13 protein-coding genes are annotated in these 17,396 nt (G+C 52.4%); 11 read left to right on the forward strand and 2 right to left on the reverse strand.

Going from position 1 to position 17,396, the window contains the following annotated elements; all coding sequences use genetic code 11:
• Positions 1 to 119: 119 nt before the first annotated feature.
• From DG177_RS14250 to DG177_RS14295, 10 genes are all read left to right on the forward strand, one after another.
• Positions 120 to 1,298: a DUF3667 domain-containing protein gene (locus tag DG177_RS14250; protein WP_108812090.1), complete on the forward strand. Its 1,179-nt coding sequence runs from the start codon at positions 120 to 122 to the stop codon at positions 1,296 to 1,298.
• A gap of 3 nt (positions 1,299 to 1,301) precedes the next feature.
• Positions 1,302 to 2,939 carry an alkaline phosphatase D family protein gene (locus tag DG177_RS14255; protein WP_108812091.1) on the forward strand — a complete coding sequence of 546 codons (1,638 nt, stop codon included), beginning with the start codon at positions 1,302 to 1,304 and terminating at the stop codon, positions 2,937 to 2,939.
• A 100-nt stretch (positions 2,940 to 3,039) separates the two neighbouring features.
• On the forward strand, positions 3,040 to 4,218 hold the full coding sequence (locus DG177_RS14260) for an LL-diaminopimelate aminotransferase (protein WP_108812991.1): 1,179 nt from the start codon (positions 3,040 to 3,042) through the stop codon (positions 4,216 to 4,218).
• 321 nt (positions 4,219 to 4,539) lie between these two features.
• Complete coding sequence (locus tag DG177_RS14265) at positions 4,540 to 5,667, forward strand: DUF1611 domain-containing protein (protein WP_108812092.1); 1,128 nt, start codon at positions 4,540 to 4,542, stop codon at positions 5,665 to 5,667.
• A complete protein-coding gene (locus tag DG177_RS14270; protein ID WP_108812093.1) occupies positions 5,642 to 7,333 on the forward strand; it encodes an ATP-binding cassette domain-containing protein in 1,692 nt (563 codons plus the stop codon). The genes DG177_RS14265 and DG177_RS14270 overlap by 26 nt, the downstream gene beginning before the upstream one ends.
• A gap of 9 nt (positions 7,334 to 7,342) precedes the next feature.
• The gene (locus DG177_RS14275; protein WP_337658863.1) at positions 7,343 to 8,221 is read left to right on the forward strand and encodes an alpha/beta hydrolase; all 879 of its coding nucleotides are present in this window, start codon (positions 7,343 to 7,345) and stop codon (positions 8,219 to 8,221) included.
• Positions 8,222 to 8,261: 40 nt separating this feature from the next.
• Entirely contained in the window at positions 8,262 to 9,389 is a 1,128-nt protein-coding gene (locus tag DG177_RS14280; protein ID WP_108812095.1) for a porin, read from the forward strand.
• Between the two features lie 19 nt (positions 9,390 to 9,408).
• Entirely contained in the window at positions 9,409 to 11,058 is a 1,650-nt protein-coding gene (locus tag DG177_RS14285) for a histidine kinase dimerization/phospho-acceptor domain-containing protein (RefSeq protein ID WP_108812096.1), read from the forward strand.
• Complete coding sequence (locus DG177_RS14290) at positions 11,055 to 11,738, forward strand: response regulator (protein WP_108812097.1); 684 nt, start codon at positions 11,055 to 11,057, stop codon at positions 11,736 to 11,738. The genes DG177_RS14285 and DG177_RS14290 overlap by 4 nt, the downstream gene beginning before the upstream one ends.
• A 42-nt stretch (positions 11,739 to 11,780) precedes the next feature.
• The gene (locus DG177_RS14295; protein WP_108812098.1) at positions 11,781 to 12,602 is read left to right on the forward strand and encodes a transporter; all 822 of its coding nucleotides are present in this window, start codon (positions 11,781 to 11,783) and stop codon (positions 12,600 to 12,602) included.
• 93 nt (positions 12,603 to 12,695) lie between these two features.
• Here DG177_RS14295 and DG177_RS14300 read toward each other — a convergent pair whose 3' ends face one another.
• Positions 12,696 to 14,276, reverse strand: a complete 1,581-nt coding sequence (locus DG177_RS14300) for a winged helix-turn-helix domain-containing protein (protein WP_108812099.1) — start codon at positions 14,274 to 14,276, stop codon at positions 12,696 to 12,698.
• Between the two features lie 115 nt (positions 14,277 to 14,391).
• Between DG177_RS14300 and DG177_RS14305 the strand changes: the two genes are divergently transcribed.
• Complete coding sequence (locus DG177_RS14305; RefSeq protein ID WP_337658866.1) at positions 14,392 to 16,209, forward strand: serine hydrolase domain-containing protein; 1,818 nt, start codon at positions 14,392 to 14,394, stop codon at positions 16,207 to 16,209.
• Positions 16,210 to 16,313: 104 nt separating this feature from the next.
• Here the strand turns inward: DG177_RS14305 and DG177_RS14310 are convergent, their stop codons facing one another.
• Positions 16,314 to 17,396, reverse strand: coding sequence for an AraC family transcriptional regulator (locus DG177_RS14310; RefSeq protein WP_337658868.1), 1,083 nt, complete (start codon positions 17,394 to 17,396; stop codon positions 16,314 to 16,316).

Consider the following 17,396-nt stretch of genomic DNA (forward strand, 5'->3'; position numbering starts at 1 on the left):
CCTATCGGCATTGCTCTACAAAGAGGTTTCTGACCTTAACGTGCCTGTTCTCGAGCAACTGGACTTTGCAGCGCTATTTCCGCTTGCCTTATTGACAAAATTGGCGAAAACTCTTTGCCATGTCTGGGGAATTCGATGCAGCCGGAACGGCCATTGAAGGTGCTTTGATTGCGAAGGCAGTCGAAAGCGAAGGCGGTGATGCGACCGGAAACGGTGTCGGTAAATGTCTGAATTGCAATGCAACCGTCACCGGCAGCTATTGCAACCATTGTGGGCAGCCGCTGCATATCCATCGTTCAATTGGTGCATTCTGGCATGATATTCTCCATGGCGTTCTGCACTTTGAGGGCAAATTCTGGCGAACATTACCGTTGCTCGCCTGGAAGCCAGGGGATTTGACCCGGCGGTATATTCACGGTCAACGCGCCCGGTTTATCTCTCCGATGGCATTGTTCCTCTTCTCGGTCTTCATGATGTTCGCGGTTTTTTCTTTTCTCGGCGATCCGTTTTCGGGCGGTAGCGGCGGATCTGGTACCGATGAGGACATTAGCATGGGCGTGGCGATGCAGATCGCCGATATTGAAAAACAGATTACGGAAAAAGAAGCCGAACTGACTGCCGCCAATCCGGCTGACCCTGCAAAATTGCAGCAGGAAATTCTCGACTTGAAGAAAGGCCGTAACGTTATTGCGACCATGACTGGGGAGGAGATACCTTATCCTGAAGTCAAGTTAGGCGATGGTGATATTCAGCTTGGCAATTTCTCGGAAGAAGAGATCGACCAGTTGCAAACTGGCCTCGAGGATATTCAAGACGGCAATGTACTGAATGATGAAAGCAGCGTGACAACCGGTTCGAAAGAAGCGGATAAGATGATTAAAGACGCTTTCAAGAGCGTCAACGAAAATCCGGATTTGCTGCTCTACAAGCTAAAGGCCAATGGCTATAAATTTGCCTGGTTGCTTATCCCGATTTCGCTGCCATTTGTTTGGCTTACCCTAATTGGTCGTCGCGGTTATCATTTTTACGATCATGCCGTTTTCACGACTTATTCGATCAGTTTCATGTCTCTGCTCTTCATCACTTGTGCCATTCTGGCTGCGCTTGGCGTCTCTGATGGTATTTGGGGAACTTTGCTTGTCTTCTATCCGCCTTTTCATATGTACCGTCAGCTGCGCCATGCCTATAAGCTGTCACGGATCGAGGCGCTTCTTAGACTTTTGGCCTTGCTAGTCTTCACTGTCATCAGCATGACATTGTTTTTCGTCATTCTGTTCGCAGTCGGTATTTTAGGATAAACTATGACCATTCAAATTGATCGCCGCCAGTTAATGGCTCTGGGTACGTTCGGTCTTGGTGCAATGTCTGCGCCCGCATATGCTTCTATGGCCCATGCGAGAGGATTTACCCATGGCGTGGCGAGTGGCGAGCCCGCGCAAAATTCCGTGCTTCTCTGGACCCGCTATGCTGGCGGAGGCGAAAGTAAGCTGACGGTGGAAATGGCGCAAACTAGTGACTTTTCCAGAGCAAAAATGGCTGGAGAAGTTACGGCGCTTGCTAGCCGAGATCATATCGCCAAAATTGTTATTGGGGATCTGGCGCCCGGCCAATGGTATTATTACCGTTTCATCGCACCGGATGGATCAAAATCTGTCATCGGTCGGACCCGGACCTTGCCACAGGGGACGATCGAGAAATTTAATCTTGGCGTCTTCGGTTGTTCCAATCTGCCATTTGGCTATTTCAACGCTTATGCTCATGCCGCCGAGCGCCGTGATCTCGATATGGTGATGCACACGGGCGATTATCTTTATGAATATCCAGTTGGTACCTATCCTTCGAAAAAAGTGGCACTAGAAGGCCGGATGATTGATCCGGGGCATGAGATTGTCCAGCTTGCTGATTATCGTCTGCGCTACGCAGCCTATCGCAGTGATCCGGATCTGCAACGCATTCATCAGCTCTTTCCAATGGTTGCGATGTGGGACGATCACGAATTTACCAACGATGCCCACATGAGCGGTGCACAAAACCATCAGCCCAAGACCGAGGGTGACTGGGAAGTTCGCAAAAAAATTGCAGAACAGGTTTATCGCGAATGGATGCCGGTCCGGGATCTCGACACTGGAAAGGGCCGCTGGAGTGAATATCAGATCGGTGATCTTGCCACGTTATTCCTGACCGAAAGCCGAATTGGCGGTCGCAGCGAGCCAGCAGATCTCGCGGCGGCATTGCAAGGGCAGGAAGATATCGAAACGGCACTGAAGACATTCCGTGACTCGGTCTGGCAAGATCCCGAGCGTCAGATGCTGGGTGCCGTGCAGGAAACCTGGTTGGCTGACGCGATGCGCAAATCACGAAATTCAGGCACCAAATGGCAGGTTTGGGGTCAACAGTGCGTCATGGGCAACCTTCGCTTACCTCAAGAAGCAGTGAACTGGTTGGCAGATGATGCACCCGCTTTTGCGAAAGCGCGGGTTGCGATTGGCGCACTCGCTGCCAAAGTTGGCCTGCCAATCAATCTCGACAGCTGGGATGGCTATCCCAAAGCGCGGGAAAGGGCGTTGCTGGGCGCGCAAGAGGCAGATGCCGATCTGATCGTGCTGTCCGGCGACAGCCATAATGGCTGGGCGTTTAATCTGGAGACCAGCAGTGGAGCTGCTGGCGTCGAATTTGGTGGCCACAGCGTGACCTCACCGGGACTGGAATCCTATCTGTCCGGGGCGGATCCCGCGACCGCGGCTCGCACCGTGCAGGAAACGAACAACCAGCTGCAATGGTGCGATACTTCCAATCGTGGCTATATGACCGTTTCGCTGACACCGGAGAAAGCCACTTCGACCTGGCATTTCCTTGATACCATCCGGGCAAAGTCCACCATGATGAAGGGTAGCGAAAGCCGCACAGTGATGCGGGGGCAACGGAGTTTGGCGGTCTAGGCATATTGTAACAACTATTTGTCCTGAACCCCTCGACATTCCTATCAAAGTTGCGCAAAGCAGCGGTTCCGTAAAACGAAACACCGGAATGAAAGAAGCCATGTCTGAAGAATTTTACCGCATCAAACGCCTACCGCCTTATGTGTTCGCTGAAGTGAACGCGATGAAGGCGGAAGCGCGCGCCCGCGGTGAAGATATTATCGACTTGGGCATGGGAAATCCGGACGGCGCGCCGGCGCAGCATGTCATCGATAAACTCTGTGAAACCGCCAATGACCCTACGGCGCACCGCTACAGTGCCTCCAAAGGGATCAAGGGACTGCGTCTGGCACAGTCCAACTATTACAAACGTCGCTTTGACGTGGATCTCGATCCGGAAAGTGAAGTCATAGTGACGCTTGGCTCTAAGGAAGGCCTTGCCAATCTCGCACAGGCTATCACAGCGCCGGGCGATGTCGTGCTGGCCCCAAATCCATCTTATCCAATTCATACGTTCGGTTTCATTATCGCAGGAGCAGCGATCCGTTCTATTCCCGCGGCACCCGGTCCGGATTTCTTCACTCGGCTTGAATATGCGATGAGCTATAGTGTGCCCAAACCATCAGTGCTGGTTATGGGCTATCCGTCCAACCCGACTGCTTATGTCGCTGATCTTGATTTTTACCAAAAGGTTGTCGATTTCGCGCGCGAGCACAAGCTGTGGGTGATCAGCGATCTTGCCTATGCTGAAATCTACTATGGTGATGTACCAACCCCATCGATGCTTCAGATTGACGGAGCGAAGGACTGTGTGGTTGAGTTTACCAGCATGTCGAAAACCTACTCGATGCCCGGCTGGCGTATGGGTTTTGCTGTCGGGAACCAGAAGCTGATTGGTGCCCTGACGCGGGTAAAGAGCTATCTCGACTATGGCGCCTTCACACCCATACAGGTCGCAGCCACAGCAGCGCTGAACGGCCCGCAAGATATAATCGACGAAAACCGGGCGCTTTATAAAAAGCGCCGCGACGTCATGGTCGAGAGCTTTGGCCGCGCCGGTTGGGATATTCCGCCACCAGAAGCCAGCATGTTTGCTTGGGCGCCAGTTCCGGAACAGTTTCGCGAACTCGGCTCAATGGAATTCGCGAAGCGCCTTATTGCGGAAGCGGGCGTCGCAGTTGCGCCTGGGACTGGCTTTGGTGACGAGGGCGAAGGCTATGTCCGTCTTGCACTGGTCGAAAATGAGCAGCGTATTCGTCAGGCCGCGCGGAGCATGAAAAAGTTCCTCAGCCAAGGCTGATACCGGCCGAAAAACGGCTGCACGTGATCTCGTCAGACCGGTTTCCGAATCGATCACTGGGTGACGGATGCGGCCATATCCACCTGCGCTACATTGCATTCAGATGAACCAAAAAGCCCCGGTTCATCGGCGATTAACGCAAATGTTCAGGTGGCTGTCATCAACATGAAGATCGTGTGAATCCATAATGAAGTTACGCTTAAAGAGCGCCTGACCCGGTTTACAGTCCGGACCCTTTGCCGCGATCTGGCGGCGGGGCAATTACTGAGCTGTGATCGCAGGAGGATCAAAGCGGATTGCATTACAAGAAGGGTTATAGAGATGACATTCGACAAAGTAGAGACACTGAACTTCAAGGCCGTGAAGCGGGCTTTTGTTACCCGCAATGTTAACATCGAGGACGCGAAAGGATTTCGGCGTGATTTGAAACCACGCAATGGTGATCTTTGCGTTGCTCGGGTGAAACAGCTTGGCCATCACCAAAGAATTGAACAGACCGATGGCCGCCGCGCACGGATGTTCCCGGGTGACCTCATCATCGTTGCATATTCCAATCGTTACGCCACCGATCAATTTGAAGGCAAAGTGCCTGAAGCGGTCGAGCCATGTTCGCTTGTTGCTGCCGGCGGTATTGCTGCGACCTTGTTGTCGCGCCACAGCAGTACGAAAAAACCGACGGCGATCGAGCCACTCGGCTTATTATGCCGGGAAGACGGCAGTGCGATCAATGTGATGGATTATGCGCTGCCAAAGGCTGCCATCGAGCGCACCGTCCGGCCCCATATGGCTTTGGTAGTTGGATCGGGCATGAATGCTGGCAAGACAACGACTGTCGCTGCCATTGTCCGGGTTGCCAAACGCGCAGGTCTTAAAGTCGGCGCGATCAAGATAACCGGCACAGGTGCAGGCGGGGACCTCTGGTTCTACAAGGACTCAGGCGCCAAGGTGACAATTGATTTCACCGATGCGGGCCATGCAGCAACGGTTGGCCTCAATCTTTCGCAGCTGCAAAATATCGCCGACACGCTTTATGCCGAGGCTGCGAAATCCTGCGATATCATCATTGCAGAAATTGCCGATGGCCTGTTTCAGACTGAAACCGACCTATTGATGAAATCACCGAGATTCCAGAACATGGTAGACAGTGTCCTGTTCGCTAGCGGTGACCCTATGGGTGCGCTCGCCGGTGTGCGTCACCTAAGAGCTTTGGGATTGATCCCAAGCGCAGTCTCTGGTGCGCTTACCGCATCGGATTTGGCCGCCAGGGAAGCGGCTGCAGCGACAGGCTTGCCAGCTTTGACCCTTTCCGAGTTCGAGAAGAACGAGAAAGTTCTCAGCCTGATTATGAAGCCAGCGAAACCAACCAATGTGACTGAACCTGTCAGCATTAAGTCCGGACTTGGACTTGCAAAGGATTTTTCCCATGAGCAGTTTGCCGCAATTATTTAATCGCACGCGCGGAACCATACTCTGTCAGCTGGTTCTGAACGGTTTCGCGCAAGCGGTCGCTATTGGCGGCATCGGTCTGGCATTAAAATCGCAATTTGATGCCATGCAAGCCGCTGCCAATAGCAATCTCTCCATCCTGGTTTCCCCTGCGATCATCATGGCCGGCCTGGCCATGATGATCGCCATTCTTAAATGGCGGGAGCGCATCGATATGGAACGGCTCGGTCAGGATTATGTGTTTGAAACCCGGATGCGGATATTCAGTCATATCAACGGTATGTCTGCCCACGGCATAGAAGAATTGCGCAAGGGTGTCGTCATGTTGCGTTTCGTGAATGATCTCACCGCATTGCGTCAGTGGATCAGTATGGGTATCGCCAGCGGGATCGTTGCATTGACCATAATGATCGGCGCACTGACTTTTCTAACCATCATCAATCCAATGATTGGTGTAGCTGCGCTAGCCGTGATGAGTGTCGGGGCGGTTGCGATCCTGTTGCTTGGCAAACGGGTTGATCACACCATCCGCGAAGCCCGGCGCCGCCGCGGAAATATCGCAGGCAATATCGCCGAAAAACTTAGCAACATGGTTATGGTCCAGGCATTTGGACAGCGCCGGACGGAGCGTAAGAAACTTCGCCGCCAATCCAAAAGCTTGCAAAAAGCCATGATAAACCGTGCATCAGCAACCGGATTGGTTCGGGCGCTAAGTTATCTTGTGGCTAGCATGACATTGGTCGCAGCGATGGGCATAGGCGCCTATGCTATCTATAATGGCGTCGCTACCACGGGCGAGATCGTGGCTGCTTTTGGTATCGTTTCGCTGGCGGCGCCAGCCCTGAACGGATTTGGCCGCCTGTTTGAATATTGGAAAAACGCCAGGGTTGCGCGCGAAAAAATCGGTTCTATTTTTCACAAAGGCCCTGCGCTTGCCGCTTCAACAAGCCGAAAAGCCCTGGGTCGGGTCCGCGGTGAACTGCGCTTTGACAATGTTAGCTCTGGTTCGGTAATCAAAAATTTCAGCGCATCCGCCAAACCTGGCGCTGTGATCGCAATAAAAGGGCATAGCGGTGTCGGCAAGACGACATTGTTGCGCTTGGCACAGCGGCTGATTGATCCAGATAAAGGCGCCATATATTTGGATGGCCGTGACATTATGTCTGTCCGCACGGGCGAATTGCGCCGGACAATCTCGCTTGCGTCTTCACTGATGCCGCTGATGCGCGGAACAATCTGGTCTAACATCGCATATGGCTGTTCCAAAGCATCGCAGAGCGACATTCAGGATGCCGCTCGGATTGCCGGGATCATGATCAACAATCCGCATGCTGCGTTGCATGCAGATCGAGCGGTGCATGAACAAGGCACAAACCTCAGCGCCGGAGAACGTGCCAGGGTTATCTTGGCTCGCGCGTTGGTCAGTAAACCGAAAATCCTGTTGCTCGATGAACCAGAGCAAAATCTCGATGAACTGGGAATGGCCGCATTGCGCCGGATTATCAGCACTTTTTCCGGAACAGTTGTCATGGTGACCCATGATCCGGGCTTTTTGGCGATGGCTGATGACATCTGGGCCCTTGGGGCCGGTCATCAGCCGGCCCTTTCCCTCATTCACAATAAAAGCGGTCAGCATCTCACCGGTTTTGACCAACGCAATGCAAACTAAGGATCCAGAATGTCTTATGCAGAAAATATCAAGTCTTGTGACGACACGCACCAACTGTCTGAAACGGAGAATCCTCTACAAGTGCGTGGACGTATATCGTCGGCGGTGACGCACGGGCCTAGCAAGCTGTCATATTTTATCTATCGCCCGCGCAATAGAAAAGAACAGGAGCAAGTTGTATTTTCCATTCATGGCTATACCCGCAATGCCCTGCAGCACATGTTTGTCTTACAGGATTATGCCGAAGAAAAGGGTGTTGCTGTCGTTGTACCCCATTTTACCAAACGGGAGTTCCGCCGATATCAACAGGTCCGTCCGCACCGGAATGGAGCGTGCCCCAACATCGCTTTTATGGAACTGATTCAGGATTTGGAGGTAACCAATGCGTTTGACCTCTCGACGATCCGTGCAGTGGGTTATTCCGGAGGTGGGCAATTTTTGCATCGGTTGATGATGTTACAGCCGGATCTGATCGACCGATTGGTGCTGTTTGCGCCTGGTTGGTACACAATGCCTGATCGCGCCCACCCCTATCCGCTTGGATTGGGCCGATCACCGGCTCTTGGTGACCGGTCGCTGTCCCTCGAAGGGTTTCGCAAAGCAGACGTGTTGGTGTTGGTTGGTGATAAGGATGTCAGCCGCAATGACTCACTGAACAAACATGAAGATATCGATCTGGCACAAGGCCGGACACGTGTAGCACGAGCGCAAAACTGGACTCGGACCATGAACGCCAATTTGCCTTTCGATAATCAGATAAAGTTACAACTACTTAAAGGCTTACGACACGGTTTCCGAAGGAACTTCGAAAAAAAGGGCTACGGCCAACTTGTCTTCGATCATCTGCTGCGTGACCTGTTGCCGCAGAACGTAAGCCAGGAGAATTAGATCCTTGGCTCGATATTTTTGGATTTTGGGAGCCGGACTAATGTCTGGTCTTTCTTGCACGGCTATGGCGCAGGATATCACGGCGGGATCGGATGGGATCGTGGTGCAAACCAATGACGTTCGTCTGACCTTGGGCGGCCGCGTCCATCTCGATGCCGTGCTATCGGATGACGATGTCACCATGATCAAGGATGAGATTAATCTGCGGCGCTTGCGCGTCGATGCGACGGTCGATGTGGGTGACGATTGGACAGCCAAATTCGACGCCGATATCGGCGGCATTTCCACTGGCCTGCGTAACGTCTGGTTGGCCTATAAAGGCATCGATGATGTCACTCTACGCGCCGGTAATCTGACTACTCCTTTTTCTGGTGAGCGGCAGAAAAGCTCTAATCATCTTAAGTTTTTGGAACGCTCATTAGCCGCAGCATTGGCTCCCGGATTTCGGACTGGCGGTGCGGTGACATATAGTGGCGATAATATTGCATTCACTGCCGCTTATGTTGAAAATCCGATTGATGCAGATGATGATCGGCAACCACGCGAAGATGGCAGTAGCATCGTCGGGAAAATCGTCTGGACACCGATAAGGGAGAGGAAGCGGGTCCTGTTTGTCGCAGGCGCGATCGATCGACGCGATCTCAACACAGGCGCTGAAACGCGCGTGCGATCGACACCAGAATTCGGTCTAAGTTTTAGCCGGTTGGTGGACACGGGCAACCTCGATGGTGTTAGTAGTTATATCAATCTTGCACTCGAAGCGGGCTATGCCCATGGCCCATTTGCCATAAACGGCCAATATCTTCGCCGTTTCAATGACGCTGCAGCTCTCGGCGATCCCGAATTTTCTGGTGGATCAATAGAGGCAGCTTATGTGCTGACCGGTGAGAGACAGCGCTTCAGCCTCTCTTCCGGCAGTTTTGGAGCTGTCCGGCCAACCGGAAAACTGGGTGCCGTGGAAATTGCCGCGAGGGTCAGCTTTCTGGATTTAGAGGATGGCTCAGTCACCGGCGGCAAAGAGAAAAATTTCACTGCCGGGACCAATTGGTATATTGGTAAGAACATCAAATTTGCGTTGAACTATATTCACGCAGAGGTAGATCCCGGCCGTTTTGGTTTCTCTGAATCCGTGGACGCCGTTGCGACCCGCCTGCAGATCGCCTTTTAGGCAATAGCGAGGAGTTACTATGATCAAATCATGGGGTATAAAAATCTGGCGCATGATGTTCGGACCGGGCGCCCGTACAATATCCTTTCGCACCCGGCTTTTCACGACCTTGGGTGCGCTGCTCATATTGGCGATTTGTGCCAGCGTTGCCAATTTTTATGGAACCACGCGCTCCAATTTGTTGTTTGAACGTAACCAGCTCGCGAACAATGTGGTGCACAGCTACAGCGAAGCGGCCATGCTAACCGAGCGTTTGGTAAAAAAGATGAATGTCGCGGTCAATCAGCCGCCAAACAGTTCGATGATCGCCATCACTGAAGTTAAATTGCAGATCCAGGAACAGCTCGATATCGCTCGTCAAAACATTGCACGAGAAGTCGAGCTGGTCGGGAAAATTGAAGATGAAGCCGCGGAGCTTGAGGAACTGGCTGCATTGGAACGACTGATCGGCCGGGCAATAAACCAGTTTGACGAAATATTGATACTGCGCGATTCCGGGCAGGTGGAGATGGCACGCGAGCGGTTTCTTGCCGTGGTATCCGAGCAGATAGACGGCCAGTTTTCAGAATCGATCAATGCGCTGTTGGCTGAAGAGCGATCAGAAATTGAAGAAGCGCAGCGCAATATCCAGTTTCTTGGCCGGCAGCTGACCGTCTTCGCCGGTGTGATCATTGTTCTGGCTTTGTTGTTTGTTTCGCCAGCTGTTCTGCGCCTGTCCCACATTTTCAATCGGTCCATGACAGAGCTGCAAGATGGTTTGGACCACTACGGGCAGAACAAATTTGACTATAGTATTCCTGAATTGCCAGCGCGCGAGTTTGATTATTTAGGACACCGGTTTAATCACATGGCGGAACAAATCGGCTCAGCGCAGAAGCGGCTGATGTCCGCAAATGCTGGTCTGGAAGAGACAGTTTCATCCCGTACCAAAGAACTGGAGGAAGCGAACAAGGCGTTGGTCGAGAAAGACGAAGGCCGTAAAAGACTGTTCGCCGATATTAGTCACGAATTGCGCACGCCGCTGACGGTGATCCGTGGAGAGGCCGAAATCAGTCTGCGCGGCAAAAAGAAGAACCCTGAGGAATATGAATCAAGCCTAAAACTCATCGCGGATCAGGCCATCCATACAGCTCGGTTGATTGATGACCTGCTGTTTGTTGCGCGCTCACAGGCCGGCGAACTGAAACTGGTCAAAAAGCCTGTCGATATTGCGGCGTTGGTTGCAGAGAAACGCAAGACCTTTGAAGCGTTGGCAACAAAGAAGAATATCGAGATCGTCACCGAGAAAAATATTTCGGATATGGTTGTCGTCGGTGACCGCGGACGATTGGGCCAGGTGTTCGCGATCCTGCTTGACAATGCGATCCGCTATGCCCCGGCAGATACCGCAATATCGGTCTATTTGAACAGCGCATCTGCTGGTGTCGCAATTACCGTCGACAATGTGTCTGAAGCTGTCAGCGATGACGATCTGCGTCACATATTCAACCGCTTCTATCGTGGAGACAATGCCGGGCAATTGGATGATGGAACCGGACTTGGATTGCCCGTCGCGAAAGCCATTGTGGAGGCCCATGACGGCTCCATTGGAATCGCACGAAAAGACAGGGATATTATATCGGCCACCGTAATTCTGGCGGCGGAAAAACAAATGAGGATTGTATCATGAGGCTATTGATTGTTGAGGATGATCCACGCGTAGGGGATTTTATTGGCCGTGGTCTCCGTTCCGAAGGCTATGCCGTTACCCTAATCGACAACGGCGCAGCCGGCTATCGGGAAGCGCAGGCGAATGACTATGATGTCGTAATTTTGGATCTGATGCTACCGGACATGTCTGGCACACAGATTTGTCAGGCCTTGCGCAGCGAAGGGCAAGCGACGCCGATCATGATGCTGACCGCAATGGATTCGATGAACGACAAGATTACCGGCCTGCGCATGGGCGCGGATGATTATATGACCAAGCCTTTTTCCTTTGATGAACTGGTGGCAAGGTTAGAGGCTCTGGGCCGACGCTCAATTGATTATCGCCAAGGTGACAGTGTACTTGAGATTGCTGATCTGAAATATGATCTCAAAGCCGTGCGCGTATGGTGTTGTGGTGAGGAACTGACCCTAACTGATAAAGAGCTCGCCATTCTGGAATTGCTCATGCGCGAGCCGGGAAACCTGTTCAGCCGCGAGAGGATATTAAGCAATGTCTGGGGTATGCATACCGATCCGCTTACCAATGTGGTTGATGTTTATATTGCGAAATTGCGGAAGAAAATAGACAATTGTCGCGAAGAGCCGCTTATCGAAACCGTGCGCGGTCGAGGTTACCGGCTTTCCAAACCGCGCGATTAAGCCCTTTCAAAAGCATCCGACAAAAGAAGCAAAGGAATTTCCATGCCTGAAATCCTGTCTCGATGCCGTCGCTGGCTTGGCATCTGCATCTTTTTTGGACTTCTCGGTATAGCCACGCTTGTCCCGCAAAAAGCCGCTGCATCAGATACGGAAAACGAATTTGAAGGGCAGGAAATTCTTTTCCTGTTGGAGGAGGCTTATACGCAGGAAAAAGGCGAATGGCAGATCGGCGCTTCACTCAACCAAAGCCTGGAGGGGCCGGATGAAAGAGCATGGGAGCTGGAGGTGGAATATGGGATTACCAACCGCCTGCAGCTTTTCGTCGAATTGCCATTCGTTGATAGCGTCAATAACACTGGCGGTATTGGTGATCCTGAAATCGGTCTCGATTATGCACTAATGAAAGATACAGGCGGAAACATCCCGGAATTCACAGTCGGGGCAGCTATTATGCTGCCCACCGGAGATAATGACAATGGACCGGGCATGGGCGGTTTCGGGTATCAGTTAAGCGCACGGATCAGCAAGGCGCTGGCTTCCGGTATTTTCGTTCATGGCTTGGCCGAATACGAAGCGGTGCCCGATGCGCGTCAGGATGGTGCAGACCTTTCATTGCGCGAATATGGCTTTGGTGCTGGATTTGCCTATGCACCGATTGATGATCTGTATTTAATCACCGAATATCTTTGGGCGAAGGAACGGGAAAAACAAAACGGGTTCACCGAAACAGAAGTGGAGCAACTGCTGTCTTTTGGCGTCACCTATGAGTTTGCCAACGATATCTCAATCGGTCTGGGCGGTGCTGTTGGGCTGAATAGTGATAGTGAATCAAAGGCTTTCGCGCTTGCTCAGTGGGAATTCTAGAAGCCAATGGTTAACAAAAATGCCGCAGTGGATTTTGGGTGGCATCAACAGGCTTCGATAAATTTTGAACGGAGGTAAAGACACGAAACGCTTTTAGAGAGAATGAACTTTGCCGCCAATTGCGAGCACTAGTCCCTCCGTTCCCTCGACGAGTTTGCGTTGCGCATCTAGCTCTCGCGCAATACGGTTTTCCAATTGGCGTCCTTCGTTTGAAGCCATGAGCGAAGAAAGAAATGGCGATTGCTTTAACCAGTTTATGTCCCGCCAACCCAGATTGATGGCTTGCGCGACAAGTCGCATGGCTTCTTTCTCGTGCCCCAAAGCTGCGGATACCTCGGCAAGTTGAATGCGCATGTCCGGGTCAGGATCGGATTCGAGATCAGCGCGTTTCGATGGCAGAAAGAATTCCTCCGCCTGCTTCGTGTCGCCGGAAACTGCGCCAAGCGCCGCAAGTTCGTAATGACCCCTCCAACCTGCCGTCTTCAACAGTTTTTGGGCTTCCTCAATACGCCCAAGCACTATATTGGCGCGGGCCCGCAATTGAATTAACTGCGGCGCTGACTGGTCATCCCCCTGCGCTTGCGCAAGAGTCTTTAGCGCGGCATTCGGACGGCCATGACGCAGATGGGATCGGGCAATTTCACTCAAAACAACAACTTGACCCGGGTTGAGAGAAAAGGCTTTCGCATACCATTCTGATGCTGCTGGATGCCCTAGAAGTTCGAGGCTTTGTGCAATCTGGATCTCAGCATAGCGCGACATTCCTCCCGCCTGCCTCGCCTGAAATTCGAGGCTTAAGGCCTGATGTAGTTCTCCGCGAATGAGATGCACATAAGCAGCACTCGAGACCGCGGGCGCATTCTTCGGATTCAGCTGGTATGCATATTGAAAGGCTGACAGACTCTCGTTCATGCGCCCCTGGGAACCGAGCGTATAGCCCAGGGCGGACCAGGCATTGCTGCTTTCGGGACGCTCACTGATCAAAGCGCGTGCAAGCGCCTCAGCTTCCTTTTTCTCGCCTTTACCACCTCCGAATTTGGTGGCTTTTGTCGAGAGTGCGAAGCTTAGGGTCATGCGAGCGTCGAAACTATTGGGGTCTTGCGCCAGAGCTTTACGTAACATTGTGATAGCACGATCAGTCTCGCGTGCCTGATGAAGGCCAAGCTGCTCCTTCGCGCGTGTAATGAGTGTGGTGATCGATGATGCTGGCGCAGAACTTGCCACCGCCGTTGCTGGGTCAGAACCGAGATTGCGAGTGCTCCAGAACAAAGCCCCAACGAGAAGCAAGATAATCAAGCCCGATGCCGCTGCGATCGCATTGCGGTGGTTCGGAAATGAAAAGCGCTTCGGCGTGGGTTGATTTTCCAGGCGTTCAACCACTCCAGCGATCGCATATCCCGAGCCACGTACGGTGCGAATATAAGATGGTTCTTTAGTGTCGTCGCCAAGTGCTTTTCGCAAAAGGGTGATGCGCTGGGCTACGGTTTCATCGCTGACATGCTCGGTGTGCCAGACTGCGCTGGAGAAGCCCGCAATGCTTAATGGTTCTGGAGCCGTCTCAATAAGCTTGACCAATGCGTCGAAGCTCAAATCGGGTAGCTTAATATCGGCGTCATCGCGACGAACGGAGCGTGTCTCCGTATCAATCAGCAAATCTTTCAAAACGTACCGCATGCTGCCAGCTTAAACGACTTTGAAATCCCATGCTTCAAGAATTTTCAAGTTTCTTCAAGTGACGTGAAAAGCGGCAACAGCCATGTCTCTCGGGCCGCTATCGAAGGGAAACAGAATGAACAGAAAATTGAGTGCCACCGTATTTGCTGCTGGGTTACTTGTAGCGTGTTGCACGCAGTCTGGGCGTGCCCAAGTTGATGCACCGGCTATCGAGCCACCGCTAGGCCTATGGGTGTGGAGTACGGACGGGGCCGCCAGTCTTGTATCGATGTCCATTGAGATAGCAGGCAATGGTTGGCGCGTGATGGTCGATGGAGCGAAGGCAGAAGCGATGCGCGAAGGCGGTGTGATTTCTGTTAGGAGACCCGACGGTCAAAAGTTTGTCGGTAAACTGACAGCCGACAAGTCGGAAATTCGCGGCCATTGGTTTCAGCCGCCTTCTCTTCTTGACTATCAATATGTCGCGACCCCGGTCGTCCTATCAGCCGTCACCAGCGGAAAATGGCAGGCTGAGTTTGCCGTCCAATCGCGACCATATCGAGTATTTCTGGACATATTCCAGGACGAGGGTTCAGAGATTGCCGCAGTTGTTCGAAACCCGGAAGGCAATAATATTCTGGGCTCAACGCAGTTTCGGTTATTATCCGATGAGAATGACGGTTGGGTCTTGATGGCTGGCCGCGGCAAGCGAGAAAAGCGGCATCGTCTGGGCGAAGGTGTCGGCAGGCAACTTCTGCTTGACTATGATCGTTTTGACGAACCGATAGCGCTTAAACCGGCAACCGATAAAATGGCCGCGGGCTACTATAGCCGCCAAAATCGCGATTTGTCGCAACGCTCTGCGTCGCCGCCCCGGCTTGATGACGGATGGAAGGTCTCTGCGCCGGAAGGAGTGGGCTTTGACCCCTCTGCATTGCAAGCTTTAACAGCAGAGCTTGCCAGCGCCGATACACGTGACCGGCGCCCCAGAATGATTCACTCCTTGCTGGTGGCACGCAAGGGGAAACTGGTTTTCGAGGAGTATTTCTTTGGACATGATCGAGAAACCCGGCACGACGTGCGGTCACTTGGGAAGGTTTTCGGATCGGTGATGATCGGGGCGCTGCAACAACAGGGATATTCAATAGATGCCTCGCTCCGTCCCATCCCTGACCTTTTGAAACGCGCCGGTCGACCGGTTGATGATCCGAGGAAGGCAGATGTTTCTCTCGAGCATCTTATGACTTACACCAGTGGTCTGGACTGCGACGTGAATTCCGATTCCGCCGGTTCGGAAATGCGCATGTGGGAACAGCAGGAAGAAAAGGATTATTGGCTCTACACGGCTGGACTTCGAATGCTTCACGATCCAGGCGAGCGCTATGCCTATTGTTCTGGCAGCGCAAATCTTGTCGGAGCCAGTCTGGAATCGGTTGGCGGCGCATCTGTTTACGAGCTGTTCGATCGTCTGATCGCTAAGCCTTTGAAATTTGGACCTTATCATTGGGCTCTGGCACCGAATGGTGAGGGGTATCTCGGAGGCGGTGCCTATATGCGACCACGTGACATCTTGAAGGTTGGCGCAATGTTCGCCGCCGGCGGCGTATGGAATGGCGAGCAGATTGTCGAAAAAGACTGGGTCCGTGAGTCGACAACCGCAAAGGTCGAGATCTCCGCAAAGACGACCGGCATGACCCCTGAGACTTTCCAGAACAGTTATTTTGGCGGATCCCAAGCCTATATCTGGAGCGTGGGTAAGATTGCCGTCGGGGAACGGAGCTATATGTCATATCAGGCAAGCGGAAATGGCGGCCAACTCCTGTTCATCGTCCCAGAACTAGATTTGGTCGTTGGCTTTACTGGCGGCAACTATCGCATGGGCGGGATTTGGGGGCGTTGGCGAAACGAGATTGTCGGTGGGCATATCATACCCGCAATTATCGATCTGCCCTAGGTCTGATGGTGTTAGCATTTTGAGTCAATTATTGATCTCTCGCGCTATCAACCTTCCCAGAACTGCATAAATTTTTTGGCATCAGTCCATGGAATCTAGACGATTTAGACATCAATACTGGTGGGGTGATCGGCCTTCTTCAAGACCTCTTGACGAAATTCGCCAGGCGTTATTGCTGTCCATCTCTTAAAGGCTCTGGTGAACGATGCGGCATCCGAAAATCCGACCAGATAGGCAACTTCATTGAGCGAGGCTTTAGAGCCCTTGAGATATTTTTTGGCCAAATCCTGACGAAGCATAGCAAGTATTGTGGTGAAGTCCGTGCCTTCATCATTCAAACGTCTAAACAATGTCTGTCTGCTCATTCCCATCCTTTGTGCTGCAATATCAGCAGTAACGCCGCCTTCATGGAGGACAGCGGTGAGCAGGTTTTTGAGCTCTCTCGATATTTGGCCGGGAATTTCCAGTTCGCCAAGCAAGTCTTCAGCTCGATCGATCAAGATACCGAAGACATATTTCGGATTTTGTCGCACCGGCCAGGAAAGCGAATCTGGCTCCATTTCAAGTGCATTCCATTTGCTCTCGAAATATACCGGGCAGGCGAGTATCCGTTCATAATCTCGCCAATGATCGGGTTTTGACCAAGTCACATGGGCAGCGATAACCGGGGAGCGCTCCATGTAGCGTCTGGGGCCACAGGCCAGCCAAGAAAATGCGCCCTCTGTTAGCTCAGGATATTTTTGTGAAAGCTGCTGCTCGTCCACGAGGAACAACCGACCTTCTTGTCTAACTAACTCAAAACGAGGTTCTGCTGTTGGCCCTGCCGATTCAATTGCAAGACGGCCATAGCGGCGCATCTGGATATAGGCGTCCCCAATGGTTTCCGATGCTTCCATGAGGAGCCCGACGATTGACAGTTCCGACATGGCAGTAGCTTCGCCATATTCGAGAGCTAGTGCGGGACGGTTTGTTGCGTCGATAGCGATCCGCATAAGGTCAATGTATGCGCTCAAGGCAACGCGCGCATCAGGATTTTCGAGTTCTGCAATTTTGATATCAGACGCATCGCAGAGGAATTCAGGTTGGACACCCAATTTCGCACAGAAGGCGAGCAAGCCGGCGACCATACCAGCGGCAACGGTTGAAACATTTGTGGCTGTGCGATGACGATACGAATGATCAATCAC

It is taken from the genome of Sphingorhabdus sp. Alg231-15 (assembly GCF_900149705.1).
GTDB lineage: Bacteria > Pseudomonadota > Alphaproteobacteria > Sphingomonadales > Sphingomonadaceae > Parasphingorhabdus.

Coding starts and splice junctions, on each gene's coding strand:
- DG177_RS14295 (WP_108812098.1), top strand. CDS start 11,781: ATGCCTGAAATCCTGTCTCGATGCCGTCGCTGGCTTGGCATCTGCATC.
- DG177_RS14290 (WP_108812097.1), top strand. CDS start 11,055: ATGAGGCTATTGATTGTTGAGGATGATCCACGCGTAGGGGATTTTATT.
- DG177_RS14260 (WP_108812991.1), top strand. CDS start 3,040: ATGTCTGAAGAATTTTACCGCATCAAACGCCTACCGCCTTATGTGTTC.
- DG177_RS14270 (WP_108812093.1), top strand. CDS start 5,642: ATGAGCAGTTTGCCGCAATTATTTAATCGCACGCGCGGAACCATACTC.
- DG177_RS14285 (WP_108812096.1), top strand. CDS start 9,409: ATGATCAAATCATGGGGTATAAAAATCTGGCGCATGATGTTCGGACCG.
- DG177_RS14280 (WP_108812095.1), top strand. CDS start 8,262: ATGTCTGGTCTTTCTTGCACGGCTATGGCGCAGGATATCACGGCGGGA.
- DG177_RS14265 (WP_108812092.1), top strand. CDS start 4,540: ATGACATTCGACAAAGTAGAGACACTGAACTTCAAGGCCGTGAAGCGG.
- DG177_RS14255 (WP_108812091.1), top strand. CDS start 1,302: ATGACCATTCAAATTGATCGCCGCCAGTTAATGGCTCTGGGTACGTTC.
- DG177_RS14275 (WP_337658863.1), top strand. CDS start 7,343: ATGTCTTATGCAGAAAATATCAAGTCTTGTGACGACACGCACCAACTG.
- DG177_RS14250 (WP_108812090.1), top strand. CDS start 120: ATGTCTGGGGAATTCGATGCAGCCGGAACGGCCATTGAAGGTGCTTTG.
- DG177_RS14300 (WP_108812099.1), bottom strand. CDS start 14,276: ATGCGGTACGTTTTGAAAGATTTGCTGATTGATACGGAGACACGCTCC.
- DG177_RS14305 (WP_337658866.1), top strand. CDS start 14,392: ATGAACAGAAAATTGAGTGCCACCGTATTTGCTGCTGGGTTACTTGTA.